Annotated in this window: 15 protein-coding genes; 7 read left to right on the top strand and 8 right to left on the bottom strand. The window is 69.0% G+C overall.

The features are described from left to right. Nucleotides 1-271 precede the first annotated feature (271 nt). The 6 genes from H7F49_RS15210 to H7F49_RS15185 all read right to left on the bottom strand — a co-directional run bounded on the left by H7F49_RS15210 (nt 272) and on the right by H7F49_RS15185 (nt 5,659). The gene (locus H7F49_RS15210) at nt 272-1,348 is read right to left on the bottom strand and encodes a PLP-dependent cysteine synthase family protein (protein WP_185684427.1); all 1,077 of its coding nucleotides are present in this window, start codon (nt 1,346-1,348) and stop codon (nt 272-274) included. A 53-nt stretch (nt 1,349-1,401) separates the two neighbouring features. Then, complete coding sequence (ssb, locus tag H7F49_RS15205) at nt 1,402-1,914, bottom strand: single-stranded DNA-binding protein (RefSeq protein WP_185684426.1); 513 nt, start codon at nt 1,912-1,914, stop codon at nt 1,402-1,404. 91 nt (nt 1,915-2,005) lie between these two features. Beyond that, a complete protein-coding gene (feoB, locus tag H7F49_RS15200) occupies nt 2,006-3,859 on the bottom strand; it encodes a ferrous iron transporter B (protein WP_185684425.1) in 1,854 nt (617 codons plus the stop codon). Further along, a complete protein-coding gene (locus H7F49_RS15195; protein ID WP_185684424.1) occupies nt 3,856-4,125 on the bottom strand; it encodes a FeoA family protein in 270 nt (89 codons plus the stop codon). Before H7F49_RS15195 ends, feoB begins: the two co-directional genes overlap by 4 nt. A gap of 231 nt (nt 4,126-4,356) precedes the next feature. Continuing rightward, nucleotides 4,357-5,037, bottom strand: coding sequence for a COQ9 family protein (locus tag H7F49_RS15190; RefSeq protein ID WP_185684433.1), 681 nt, complete (start codon nt 5,035-5,037; stop codon nt 4,357-4,359). 1 nt (nt 5,038) lies between these two features. Continuing rightward, nucleotides 5,039-5,659 carry an ankyrin repeat domain-containing protein gene (locus H7F49_RS15185; protein ID WP_298197128.1) on the bottom strand — a complete coding sequence of 207 codons (621 nt, stop codon included), beginning with the start codon at nt 5,657-5,659 and terminating at the stop codon, nt 5,039-5,041. A gap of 78 nt (nt 5,660-5,737) precedes the next feature. Here H7F49_RS15185 and H7F49_RS15180 point away from each other — a divergent pair, with 78 nt between their 5' ends. From H7F49_RS15180 to H7F49_RS15170, 3 genes are read left to right on the top strand one after another with little or no spacing between them, the layout of a single operon-like run. Continuing rightward, a complete protein-coding gene (locus tag H7F49_RS15180; RefSeq protein WP_235982211.1) occupies nt 5,738-6,376 on the top strand; it encodes an SCO family protein in 639 nt (212 codons plus the stop codon). Next, complete coding sequence (locus H7F49_RS15175; RefSeq protein WP_185684421.1) at nt 6,364-6,843, top strand: YcgN family cysteine cluster protein; 480 nt, start codon at nt 6,364-6,366, stop codon at nt 6,841-6,843. Before H7F49_RS15180 ends, H7F49_RS15175 begins: the two co-directional genes overlap by 13 nt. A 23-nt stretch (nt 6,844-6,866) precedes the next feature. After that, complete coding sequence (locus H7F49_RS15170; protein ID WP_185684420.1) at nt 6,867-7,592, top strand: M48 family metallopeptidase; 726 nt, start codon at nt 6,867-6,869, stop codon at nt 7,590-7,592. A gap of 135 nt (nt 7,593-7,727) precedes the next feature. Here H7F49_RS15170 and H7F49_RS15165 read toward each other — a convergent pair whose 3' ends face one another. Together H7F49_RS15165 and H7F49_RS15160 are read right to left on the bottom strand one after the other, a co-directional pair. Beyond that, complete coding sequence (locus H7F49_RS15165) at nt 7,728-8,258, bottom strand: YceD family protein (RefSeq protein WP_185684419.1); 531 nt, start codon at nt 8,256-8,258, stop codon at nt 7,728-7,730. After that, nucleotides 8,255-8,791, bottom strand: coding sequence for a ubiquinol-cytochrome C chaperone family protein (locus H7F49_RS15160; protein ID WP_185684418.1), 537 nt, complete (start codon nt 8,789-8,791; stop codon nt 8,255-8,257). The genes H7F49_RS15165 and H7F49_RS15160 overlap by 4 nt, the downstream gene beginning before the upstream one ends. Before the next feature lie 218 nt (nt 8,792-9,009). Between H7F49_RS15160 and H7F49_RS15155 the strand changes: the two genes are divergently transcribed. The 4 genes from H7F49_RS15155 (at nt 9,010) to H7F49_RS15140 (ending at nt 11,942) form a co-directional block, all read left to right on the top strand. Next, nucleotides 9,010-9,498 carry an outer membrane protein assembly factor BamE gene (locus H7F49_RS15155; RefSeq protein ID WP_185684417.1) on the top strand — a complete coding sequence of 163 codons (489 nt, stop codon included), beginning with the start codon at nt 9,010-9,012 and terminating at the stop codon, nt 9,496-9,498. A gap of 77 nt (nt 9,499-9,575) precedes the next feature. After that, a complete protein-coding gene (gene hslV / locus H7F49_RS15150; protein ID WP_280529621.1) occupies nt 9,576-10,133 on the top strand; it encodes an ATP-dependent protease subunit HslV in 558 nt (185 codons plus the stop codon). 77 nt (nt 10,134-10,210) lie between these two features. Then, nucleotides 10,211-11,515 carry an ATP-dependent protease ATPase subunit HslU gene (gene hslU, locus H7F49_RS15145; protein WP_185684416.1) on the top strand — a complete coding sequence of 435 codons (1,305 nt, stop codon included), beginning with the start codon at nt 10,211-10,213 and terminating at the stop codon, nt 11,513-11,515. 25 nt (nt 11,516-11,540) lie between these two features. Further along, a complete protein-coding gene (locus H7F49_RS15140) occupies nt 11,541-11,942 on the top strand; it encodes a GFA family protein (protein WP_328806785.1) in 402 nt (133 codons plus the stop codon). Nucleotides 11,943-11,979: the final 37 nt, after the last annotated feature.

Below are 11,979 nucleotides of genomic sequence, written 5' to 3'. Positions count from 1 at the left end.
CAGCGGAAAACCCTTCAAACTCGCCATGATCGCAACCGTGCGGAAGCTCATCTCCATCCTCAATGCCATCGCCCGCGATGACCCGGCATTCCAAACACCATCCACGGTTGCTTGACCCGGGACAGGGTTGTTCTTCCCTGGCGGTGCCGCGCAAGCCCTCCCCCGGCTCAAGGCCGGGGCGACGATTTGGGGGTCGACATATGTTCTGTGTTGAGAGGATCTGAAGGTTCATTCCCGGGCGCGAGCAGTCGTTCGAATGGGTTCGCGCGGACTACCCCAGAAACTCCGCGATATCCTGCGCCGCCGCGCGCCATTCCAGGCCCTTCGCCGCCAGCCAGGCATCGTTGTAATAGGTGCTGGCATAACGATCGCCGCCGTCGCACAGCAGGGTCACCACGCTGCCGCTTTCGCCGCGTGCCGCCATCTCGCGCACGATCTGCGCGCAGGCCATGATGTTGGTCCCGGTCGATCCGCCGACCCGCCGCCCGATCACCTCGGACAGGGCCCGCATCGCGCCGACCGAATCGGCGTCGGCCACGGCGATCATCCGGTCGATCACGCCGGGGATGAAGCTGGGCTCCACGCGCGGCCGCCCGATTCCCTCGATCATGCAGCGCTCGTCGGGGGGCAGCACGGTCTGGCTCGGATCGGCGAAATGGCGGTGGAAGATCGATGCGGCGGGGTCCGCCACGCACAGCCGGGTGGCGTAACGGCGATAGCGGATGAAGCGGCCGATCGTGGCCGAGGTGCCGCCGGTGCCGGCGCCGCAGACGATCCAGGCCGGGATCGGGTGCTCCTCTTCGGCCAGTTGGGCGAAGATGCTCTCGGCGATGTTGTTGTTGCCGCGCCAGTCGGTCGCGCGTTCGGCGTTGGTGAACTGGTCCAGGTAGTGCCCGCCGGTCTCCAGCGCGAGCCGTTCGGCCTCGGCATAGACCGCGCGGGCGTCCTCCACCTTGTGGATCTCACCGCCCTGGAAGCGGATCGCCTCGAGCTTGGCCTCGGCCGTCGTCGCCGGCACCACGGCGATGTAGCGCAGGCCGAGCATCCGCGCGAAATAGGCCTCGGACACCGCGGTCGATCCCGAACTGGCCTCGATCACGCAGGTGTCGGGACCGATCTGGGCGTTGCACAGGGCATAGAGGAACAGCGACCGCGCCAACCTGTGCTTGAGGCTGCCGGTCGGGTGCGAGCTTTCGTCTTTCAGGTAGAGATCGATCCCCGGAAACCGGGGTAGGGCCAACCGGATCAGGTGGGTATCGGCCGACCGGTTGTAGTCGGCGCCGATCCGGCGAATCGCTTCATCCAGCCAGCTGCGATCGATGGCCTTGGTCTGCTGGGTCTGGGTCATGCTGGTTCCTAGCCGCCGGTTGTCCGGTATGCCTGGCGCGGCAAACCCTGGCCTCAGAACGGGATGTCGTCGTCCAGATCGTCGGCGAAGCCGCCACCGCCGCCGCCGCCCTGGTTCCAGCCGCCGGCCGAACGTCCGCCGCCCGATCCGCCTTCATTCCAGCCGCCCGAGCGGCCGCCGCCGCCACCCATGCCGCCGCCGCTACCGCCGCCGCCGGCGCCATCCAGCATGGTCAGCACCGCGCCGGGGCCCTGCAGCACCACTTCGGTGGAATAGCGGTCATTGCCCGACTGGTCCTGCCACTTGCGGGTGCGCAACTGGCCCTCGACGTAGATCTTGCTGCCCTTCTTCAGGAACCGTTCGGCCACGCCGACCAGGCCTTCGGAGAAGATCGCGACGGTGTGCCACTCGGTCCGCTCCTGGCGCTCGCCCGAATTGCGGTCCTTCCAGGTCTCGCTGGTGGCGATACGCAGGTTGCAGACCTTGCCGCCGTTCTGGAACGAGCGGACTTCGGGATCCTGCCCGAGGTTGCCCACCAGAATCACCTTGTTCACGCTGCCAGCCATCGAATCGGGTCCTCTCGAATTGCGGTGCGGAGGACTATCCAATGATTGGCGGCGCGGCCAGTTGCGGCGAAGGCGTTTTCCCCCGGTCGGGCTACAGCCCTGCCGCCGTTGCCGCCCAGAACGTGATCCCGGCGGCCAGATAGGCCAGGCCGAACAGGTAGGCGAGCATGAAGGCCGGCCACTTCCAGCCATTGGTCTCGCGGCGGGTCACGGCGATCGTGCTCATGCACTGCGGCGCGAAGACGAACCAGGCGAGGAAGGCCAGGGCCATCGGCAGGGTCCAGTGCGCCTTGAGCTGGGCGCCGAGCTGCTGCGCGCTCTGGTCCTCGTCGGCGGCGGCGACGGCATAGGTCGTGGCCAGCGAGCTGACCGCCACCTCACGCGCGGCCATGGCCGGGATGAGGGCGAGCGCCATGTCCCGGTTGAAGCCGATCGGCTCGACCACCACGGTCAGGCCATTGGCGATATGCCCGGCGATCGAGGCGTCGACCTGGTCCTGGCCCTCCTGCGCGCGGGGGAAGTTGAGCAGCAGCCAGAGCACCACGGTGACCATGAAGATGATCGTGCCGGCGCGGCGCAGGAAGATCCACGCGCGCTGGACCAGCCCGATGAACAGGTCCTTGGCGCGGGGCATCTGGTACTTGGGCAGCTCCATGATGAAGCCCGAGGCGGCGCCCCGGGTGATCGAGCGGCGCAGCAGCAGCGCGACCAGCATCGCGCCGACGATCCCGGCGACATAGAGCGCCAGCAGGACGAGTCCCTGCAGCCCCACGCCGAAGCCGACATCGCGGTTGGGAATGAAGGCGGCGATGATCACCGCATAGACCGGCAGGCGGGCCGAACAGGTCATCATCGGCGCGATCAGGATCGTGGTCAGCCGGTCCTTGGGATCGGTGATGCTGCGTGTCGCCATGATCCCGGGGATCGCGCAGGCAAAGCTGGACAGCAGCGGGATGAAGCTGCGCCCCGACAGGCCGACCCCGGCCATCATCCGGTCCATCAGGAAGGCGGCGCGGGCCATATAGCCCGAGGCCTCCATGGCGAGGATGAAGAAGAACAGGATCACGATCTGCGGCAGGAACACCACGACCGAGCCGACCCCGGCGATCACGCCTTCGGTGATCAGGTCACGCATGAGCCCCGGAGCCATGGCATCCCGGACGGCATCGTGCAGCCAGCCCGCGGCCGCTTCAAGGCCGTCAGCGAAGGGGGTGGCCCCGGCGAAGACCGCCTGGAACACCACGAAGAGCAGCGCGAACAGGATCATCGGGCCGATCCAGGGGTGCAGCAACACCTGGTCGATCCGCGCATGCAGGCGATGCTGGCGCGTTTCCGAAACGATCGCCGCGCGGGCCATGGCCTGGGCGGTCACCCGCCGCTCGGTCAGGTCGGTGAAGGGGCGGTGATGGTCAGCATGGTCGGTTGCCGCCCGGGCCTCGGCCGAGGCGATCGCGGCGGCCAGTTCGTCCAGCCCGCGCCGGCGAACCGCCACGGTGGGGATCACCGGCACCCCCAGCGCCTGGGCCAGCGCCGCCGGATCGAGCACCAGCCCGTCGCGCTCGGCCAGGTCGACCATGTTGAGCGCAACCACGGTCGGTCGGCCCAGCGCGATCACCTCCTGCGCGAAGACCAGATGCTGTTCGAGATTGGAGGCGTCGAGCACCACCACCAGCACTTCGGGCATGGTCTCGCCAGGGTAGCGGCCCATGATCACCCGGGCGGTGACCTCCTCGTCCGGGCTGGTCGCGTCGAGGCCGTAGGAGCCGGGCAGGTCGGTCAGCTCGACCGGCTCGCCCGAGGGCAGGACCAGCCGGCCCGACTTCCGCTCGACCGTGACCCCCGGATAGTTGGCGATCTTCTGGCGCGCCCCGGTCAGGGCATTGAACAGCGCGCTCTTGCCGGCGTTGGGGTTGCCGACCAGCGCCGCGGTGCGCAGCCGGGTCATGCCGGCCCGACCGGGATCGGCCCCACCTGCGCGAGTTCGACCTGCATCGCGCGGGCGTGGACCCGGCGCAGCGCCACGGTCATCCGGCCGACCGTGATCGCCAGCGGATCGCGCCCGGCAAAGACCCCGCGATGGGCCACGCTGACCAGGGCCCCGGCATCGAGCCCGAGCGCGCGCAGCCGCTGCGCCTCCTCGGCCACCAGCACGCCCCAGTCGACCGCGACGATGCGGGCATCCTGGCCGATCGGGAGCTGGTCTAAGGTCATCGCGCCGCGCTGCCAGATCGCGCGGTCAATTGCAAGTCATTCTCAATAAGCATGGCGCGACGAGGCTCTCCCCAAGCCTGTCATGGCCGGGCTTGCGGGGTCTGGCCTTGATCGGGATCAAGCGGGGAAAGACGAATGCCTCGTCGTTCCCCGTTCATTGATTCATCGTGTCCGCCCAGGCCAAGCGGACATGGGGCGCGAAATGATCAGCGTGTCAGGGAGTCATGCCCCTCACCGCGCCGGATAGCGCAGCCGTCCGAGCAGGCGGGTCACCGAGAAGCGCTCGTCATCGGGCCGCATCCAGCGGGCCTTGGCCTTTTCGAACCGCATCACGCCTTCGATCCGGCGATCGAGGAAGGCGCGGGTCTCGGCCTTGTCGTCGCTGCGGTCGTTGACGAGGGCAAGCAGGGTGGCGGCATAGAGCGCGGCCAGCGTGGCGCGCTTGGTGTAATGGTTGAAGTCGGCCGCGGTGTCGCCAGCCAGCCGCCACATCGCATCGGCGCTCTGCCACGACAGGCGGGCGGTGCGTGCCGCGTTCTGCGGCATGGCCATGATCGCCAGGGCGCGGCGGACCGCCTCATCCAGCCCGTCGAGCGCGTCGAGCCGGAACTGCACCAGGGTGCGGATGCGCTGCCGCACCGGCAGGCTCTGCAGCGAGCTGTCGGCGAAGGTCGTGTGCATGTCGGCATCGATCCGCTCGATCCAAGCCGCGATCATGTCCATCGCGCCGCCGGGGAAGGCGATCCGCGCCGTGTCCGGCGAGACACCCATGGCCTCGGCCGCGGTGGTCACGGCCTGGGCAGTCCAGCCGTCGAACATGGCGGCGGAGGCCACTTCGGGGGCGAGGGCGAGGCGCAGTTCGTCGAGCGTGAGATCGGTAGCGGGGGTGCCCGCGGTTGCCGTCGCCATCATGTCAGAAGCTCGGCCCATAGCTGTTCTGCTTACGCTTGGCGGCGGCCTTGGCGGCGTTCTCCACCTCGTTGGCGATGGAGCTTTCCGGCCCCAGCAGATTGGCATAGTCCCGCGCGCTGCGGCCCGAGTTGTCCGCCCGTCCGGCATCGGCCCCGGCCTTCAGCAACAGGCGGACCAGTTCGATGTTGCGCTGGTGGACGGCCGCGATCAGCGGGGTTTCGCCGTTGTTGTCCGGATCGTTGACCCGCGCCCCGCGGTCGATCAGCAGTTGGGCGCCCTCCGGCCAGGACAGGCTGACCGCGATGCCGAGCGGGGTGACGCCGCGATCGTTGCGGATGTTGGCGTTGGCGCCCTTGAACAGCAGGAAGTTGAGCCAGGTGTAATCGCGCCGCTGGCTGACCACGTGCAGCGCCGAATCGCCGGTGGTCACGTCGCGGGTGTTGATGATCGTCGCGCTGTCGTTCAGCGCCTTCTCCACGGCCTCGCCATCCTTCTTCTTGACGGCTTCGAGGAACTTGTAGCCGACACTCATCACCTGGGCACCCGCCGTACCGGGGAGGGCCAGAGCCAGCGCCAGAGCCGCCACCATCGCCGTCCGTCCGAACCTTGCCACCTTCTGCACGCTTTGCTCCTGATCGTGGTCGTGCTGCGGAATCCCGCCTTGCATGGCCCGGTTTAGCAGAGCATGAACCGGCACGCCATGACCAACCCCCTGCGCCGTACGCCGCTCCGCTTCCCCTTGGGCCATGTCCTGCGCCTTGCGCTGGCCGGCCTGCTCGGCCTGGCCCTGGTCGCCTGCCAGAAGGTGGCCGAAGCGCCGCCGCTGAAAGGCGCCAAGATCGGCGGCGAGTTCACCCTGGTCGATCGTTCCGGCCGGACCCTGACCTGGGGCAGCTTCAACGGTCGCTGGCGGATCGTCTACTTCGGCTACACCTATTGCCCCGATGCCTGCCCGACCGATGTGGCCATCATCATGAAAGGCTATCGCCAGTTCGCCAAGGAGCATCCGCAGGAGGCCGCCGACGTCCAGCCGATCTTCATCACGGTGGATCCGGCCCGCGATACCCAGGCCCGGATCGGTGAATTCGCCGATGCCTTCGGCTCGCCGCTGATCGCGCTGACCGGCAGCCAGGAGAATGTCGACGAGGCGGCCCGGGCGTTTGCCGTCTACCACAACCGCGGCAAGGACCAGCCAGGTGGCGGCTATCTGGTCGACCACAGCCGCGCCGCCTACCTGATGGACCCCGATGGCCAGCCGATCGCGATCCTGCCGACCGACCTCGGTCCGCAGCAGGGGCCGCCCGCGGTGGCGGCCGAACTCGCCAAGTGGGTGCGGTGAGGGACCGGTTCTGGGAGCTGCCGCTCGATCGCCTCGACCCGGCCGAATGGGAGGCGCTGTGCGACGGCTGCGGCCAGTGCTGCCTGCACAAGGTGGAGGATGCCGACAGCGGGCGGATCTGGCCGACCAATGTCGCCTGCAAGCTGCTCGACCTGAAGACCGCGCGCTGCAGCGACTATCGCCATCGCCGCCGCTACGTTCCCGACTGCGTGCGGCTGACCCCCGATCTGGCGGGTAGCCTGGAATGGCTACCCGCCACCTGCGCCTACCGCCTGCGCGCGGATGGCGATCCCCTGCCGGGGTGGCACCCGCTGCTCAGCGGAGATCCGCTGACCGTGCGCCTGTCCGGGGCCTCGGTGATCGGCCGGGTGATCAGCGAAACCGTCGCGGGGCCGCTGGAACAGCACATCGACTGGGGTGACGAGGAGCCGCTCGAGGTCGAGCGGGCCGACGACGATGCGGATTGACGGTTCCTTGCCGCAGGTCCGCCATGCTTGACTGGCTGCGCCGCGATCCCCGCGCCGCGACGACCCTGCAACTGGGCGGGCGCGAGGTGCCGGTCGAGGTGCGGCGGCTGGGCCATGCCCGGCGGCTGACCCTGCGCCTGGCGCCGGACGGCAGCGCGGTCCGCATCACCATTCCCCGCTGGACCCCCACGCGCGAGGCGCTGGAGTTCGCGCGATCGCGGGCGGAATGGCTGGAACGCCAGCTCGAACGGCAGGTCGCCGCGCCGCCGCTGGCCCCGGGCGGGGCCTTGCCCTGGCTCGGCGTGCCGCGCCGGCTGCTGCACGATCCGGCCGCCCGTCGCGGGGTGATCGTCGAAGCGGAGGCCTTGCGGGTCGGCGGCGCGGCGGAATCGGTGGTGCCGCGCCTGCGCCGCTGGGTCCAGGCCGAGGCCCGGGCCCTGTTCCTGGCCGATCTCGCCGACTATGCCCCCCGCGCCGGAGTGCCGGTGCCTGCGCTGGCCCTGACCAGTGCGCAGCGGCGCTGGGGCTCCTGCTCGACCGGCGGGATCGTGCGGCTCAACTGGCGGCTGGCCATGGCGCCCGAGGCGGTGCGGCGCTCGGTGGTCGCGCACGAGGTGGCGCACCTGATCCACTTCGACCACTCGCCGCGCTTCCACGCGCTGCTGGCGGACCTGTTCGAGGGCGATCTTCCCGCCGCCAATGCCTGGCTCAAGCAGAATGGCCGGTCGCTCTATGCGCCCTTCGGCTAGGTGGCGAGGGCGGGCGCGCCGGTGGGTTGAAGGACTGGAACTGGTGGGGAGCGGACGTTCCTGATCCTCCCCCACCGGGGGAGGAAGCAAAGGTCCGACTTCGGGCGCAAGCGGTCGCTGAAATCCAGCCCCGCCTCAATCCTTCCCCAGCTTGAGCCCCGCGAGCGCGCCGAAGGCTCCGGCTGCGCCCTCGCTGAGGATGCCCGCCGACTGGCGCGCCGCTTCCGCATTCGGGCCGCAGGCGAAGGGATCGATCGCCAGGCCCAGCGACTGGGCCACGGCTTCCCCCAGGTCGAAATGGCTGCCGCGATAGGGAATGTCGTCGCAGTCCTCGGCGGTCAGCTCGATCTCGGCCTCGGTCGTCGGCAGGTCCTGTTCAGGCACGAAGCGCAGCGCCAGGGCCTCGTCGGCCGACTGTGCCAGATCGTCGCCCGATACGGCGCAGGGCTGGGTCCAGGCGGCCTGCAACCGGCCGCTGGCGCGGACCACGTCGCCTTCCGCCACCAACGTCACCACCGCTTCGAGCCGATCGAGCGCGACCAGCCCGAAGCGCTCGGCCAGAGCGGCGCATTCGGCGGGATCGGCCAACAGGGTGACCGGTGCCGCGGTGATCTGCCGCAGGTCGATGGTCCGGCTGAATTCGGGCCGGTCGGCCGGGGCGGTCACGGCAGGGCGATCCGCGCCGCCAGCAGATCGTCGGCGCCGGTCGCGTCGAGCGTGGCGACAAAGCCCCGCAGCATCGCGGCGACGCGCCCTGGGTCGCCGGCTTCGCCCAGGGTCACATTGCGGGCAATGGCCTGTTCCAGCGCATCCGATTCGGCGTCTGCCAGCGCCTCGCGCAGGGCACCGAGCCGTCCGCCGAGCACGCTCATCAGCCGGCCGATGTGCTTGCCCACCACGAGATCGCCGACGCCGCTTTCGCGCAGTTGGCCATCCATGTCGTCGACGAACAGCTCGGTCACGCGGACCGAGGGGGTGACCAGGGCCGGCTCGCGCTCCATCCGCAGCAGCACGGCGCAGAGCACCAGGGTGATCGCGTCGAACCGCCCGGCGACCGTGTCGGCGATGCCGCCGCCGTCGCGGTCCGGTCCGGCGAACCAGCGCGGGTCGCGCGCCAGCTCGACGGTGCGGTGCCACAGCGGGCGGAACGGCGTGCGATCATCGGTGCGCCGCTTGAACAGGTGGGAGAGGAAGGCCATGCGCCGCGCTTTCTCGAGAGGACGTGCCGCCGTATCCGTTCACGGCGGATTCAAGTGCCCCGCGCCAAGCGTCCTTGCGGGTTGGCGCCGGGGGCCCTAAGGCTGCTGCGATATAGGCGGTTGCCGGCGCTTGGCAACCGGCCCGGGGGGCATGTGGCTGCACGGGTCCGGTGGCTGCCCGGCGGGCGCAACGAGATGGCGCAAGGATGCGAGTGAACATGCAGGTCTTTACGCGGTTGATGATGGGCGGGGCGGTGCTGGCCGCGCTGGCGGGCTGCTCGTCGATCCGCGACCATCGCGGTTACCTGATCGATCCGGCGCTGGTCGATTCGGTCCAGCCCGGGGTGGACAACAAGCAGTCGGTGGAGCGCACGCTCGGCCGGCCGACCTTCGTCTCGCAGTTCGGCCCCCCGGCCTGGTATTATGTGTCGGTGGACACCCGGCAGGCCGCCTTTACCCGGCCGCGCACCAAGGAACAGCTTATCCTGCGGGTGACCTTCGACGATGTCGGCAATGTCCGCGGGGTAGACCGGCGTGGGGTCGAAAAGGTGGTCCAGCTCGATCCCGACGGGCACAAGACCCCGACGCTGGGCCGTGACCGCAGCTTCATCGAAGACCTGTTCGGCAACATCGGCGCGGTGGGCGCTGGCGGGATGGGCACCGGCCGCAACGGCGACAACACGGGTGGCGGCCCCAACGGCAGCTGATCTGGGCGGGGCCGGGCCGGGACCAACCCGGCCGGCCGCATCTTGATCCGTCCCGGCGGGTTCCCATATCGCCCGGCATGAACGACAGCAGGGCAAGCCACGGCCTGATCCAGTGGCACGGCACCACCATCATCGGGGTGAAGAAGAACGGCCGCACGGTGATCGCCGGCGACGGCCAGGTCTCCATGGGCAACACGGTGATGAAGCCCAACGCCCGCAAGGTGCGCCGCATCGGCGAGGGCAAGGTGATCGCCGGCTTCGCCGGAGCCACCGCCGATGCCTTCACCCTGTTCGAACGGCTGGAACGCAAGCTGGAACAGCACCGCGGCCAGTTGATGCGCGCCGCGGTGGAGCTGGCCAAGGACTGGCGCACCGACAAGTACCTGCGCAACCTGGAAGCCCTGATGATCGTCGCCGATCCCGAGACGCTGCTGGTGCTGACCGGCAACGGCGACGTGCTGGAGCCGGAAGGCGGCATCACCGCGATCGGATCGGGCGGCAACTATGCCCTGGCCGCGGCCCGCGCCCTGGACGCTTACGAGGACGATGCCGAAACCATTGCCCGCAAGGCGATGCAGGTGGCGGCCGATATCTGCGTGTTCACCAATGACCGGGTGACAGTGGAAAGCATCTGATCGCCTGTTCCTCCCGCCCAGCACCAACAAGCCCTCCCCCGGCCCCTCCCGCAGGCGGGAGGGGAGAAGGAACTGTGATGAAAGATTCCCTCACCCCCAAGGCGATTGTCGCCGCCCTCGATGAACACATCATCGGCCAGCACGATGCGAAAAAGGCCGTCGCCGTCGCGCTGCGGAATCGGTGGCGTCGGCAACGGCTCTCGCCCGAGCTGCGCGACGAGGTGACGCCCAAGAACATCCTGATGATCGGACCCACCGGCTGCGGCAAGACCGAGATCAGCCGACGCCTGGCCAAGCTGGCCGACGCGCCGTTCGTCAAGGTCGAGGCGACCAAGTTCACCGAGGTCGGCTATGTCGGCCGCGACGTCGAGCAGATCGCGCGCGACCTGGCCGAAGAGGCGATCCGGCTGGAGAAGGAGCGCCGCCGCGAGGCCGTGCGCGAGGCGGCCAGCCGGGCGGCGATGGACCGGCTGCTGCGGGCCCTGGTGGGTGATGGCGCCAGCGAGGCCACGCGCGAATCCTTCCGCCAGCGTATCGTCGAGAACGCGATGAACGATGTCGAGGTGGAGATCGAGGTCGAGGATGCCCCGGCCATGCCGTTCGAGCTGCCCGGGATGGGCGGGGGCAACGTCGGGATGATCAACCTGTCCGACATGATGAGCAAGGCCATGGGCCGCGCCCCGCTCAAGCGGCGCAAGCTCAAGGTGCCCGACGCCTGGGACAAGCTGGTCGACGAGGAAGCCGAAAAGCGCATGGATCAGGACGATGTCGCCCGGGTCGCGCTGCAGAACGCCGAGACCAACGGCATCGTGTTCCTGGACGAGATCGACAAGATCGCGGTCAGCGACGTGCGCGGCGGTTCGGTCAGCCGTGAGGGCGTGCAGCGCGACCTCCTGCCGCTGATCGAAGGCACCACGGTGGCGACCAAGTACGGGCCGATGAAGACCGATCACGTGTTGTTTATCGCCTCGGGCGCGTTCCACGTCGCCAAGCCCAGCGACATGCTGCCCGAACTCCAGGGCCGCCTGCCGATCCGGGTCGAGCTGAAGGGCCTGACCGAGGACGATTTCGTGCGCATCCTGGCCGAGACCCGGGCCAATCTGGTGACCCAGTACAAGGCGCTGCTGGGCACTGAGCAGGTGACGGTCGACTTCACCCCCGAGGCTATCCGCGAAGTCGCCAAGATCGCCGCCCAGGTCAACGAGACGGTGGAGAACATCGGCGCGCGGCGGTTGCAGACAGTGATGGAAAAGCTGCTGGAGGAGCTGAGCTTCGAGGCGGAGGATCGCGCGGGTGAGACCGTGACCATCGACGCGGCCTATGTCCGCGACCGGCTGGCCGGGCTTGCCCAGGATGGCGATCTCAGCAAGTACATCCTCTAGGCGCGACGCGTTCGACAGGAGCCGCATGATGGTCAGCGAAGGCGGATGTCTGTGCGGGGCGATCCGTTACCAGGTCGAAGGAGCGCCCGATCGCGCGGGCATTTGTCATTGTGCGGATTGCCGCCGTGCTTCCGGGGCCCCGCTGATCGCCTGGGCGGTCTATCCGCGTGAGCGCTTCGCCATCACGGCGGGCATACCGCGCGCCTACAACTCGTCCCCGGACACGTTCCGCCACTTTTGCCCTGACTGTGGCACCGGGCTTTACTACGTCAACGAGGCGGTGTTGCCCGGGCTGATCGATATCCAGGTTGGCAGCCTCGACGATCCCGAAGCCGTTCCGCCGACCGCCCAGATCCAGACCGCCGAGCGGATTGGCTGGGTGGAACGCCTCCATCACCTGCAAAGCTTCCCGCGCTGGCCGGAGTGAGCCGCGGTTGACAGTTCATCTCTCGGCGGCATTGTGC

The organism is Novosphingobium aerophilum, from assembly GCF_014230305.1.
Taxonomy (GTDB): Bacteria; Pseudomonadota; Alphaproteobacteria; order Sphingomonadales; family Sphingomonadaceae; genus Novosphingobium; species Novosphingobium aerophilum.
The sequence above is the reverse complement of the archived record's forward strand: the minus strand, read 5'-3'. Positions and strand labels throughout refer to the sequence as shown.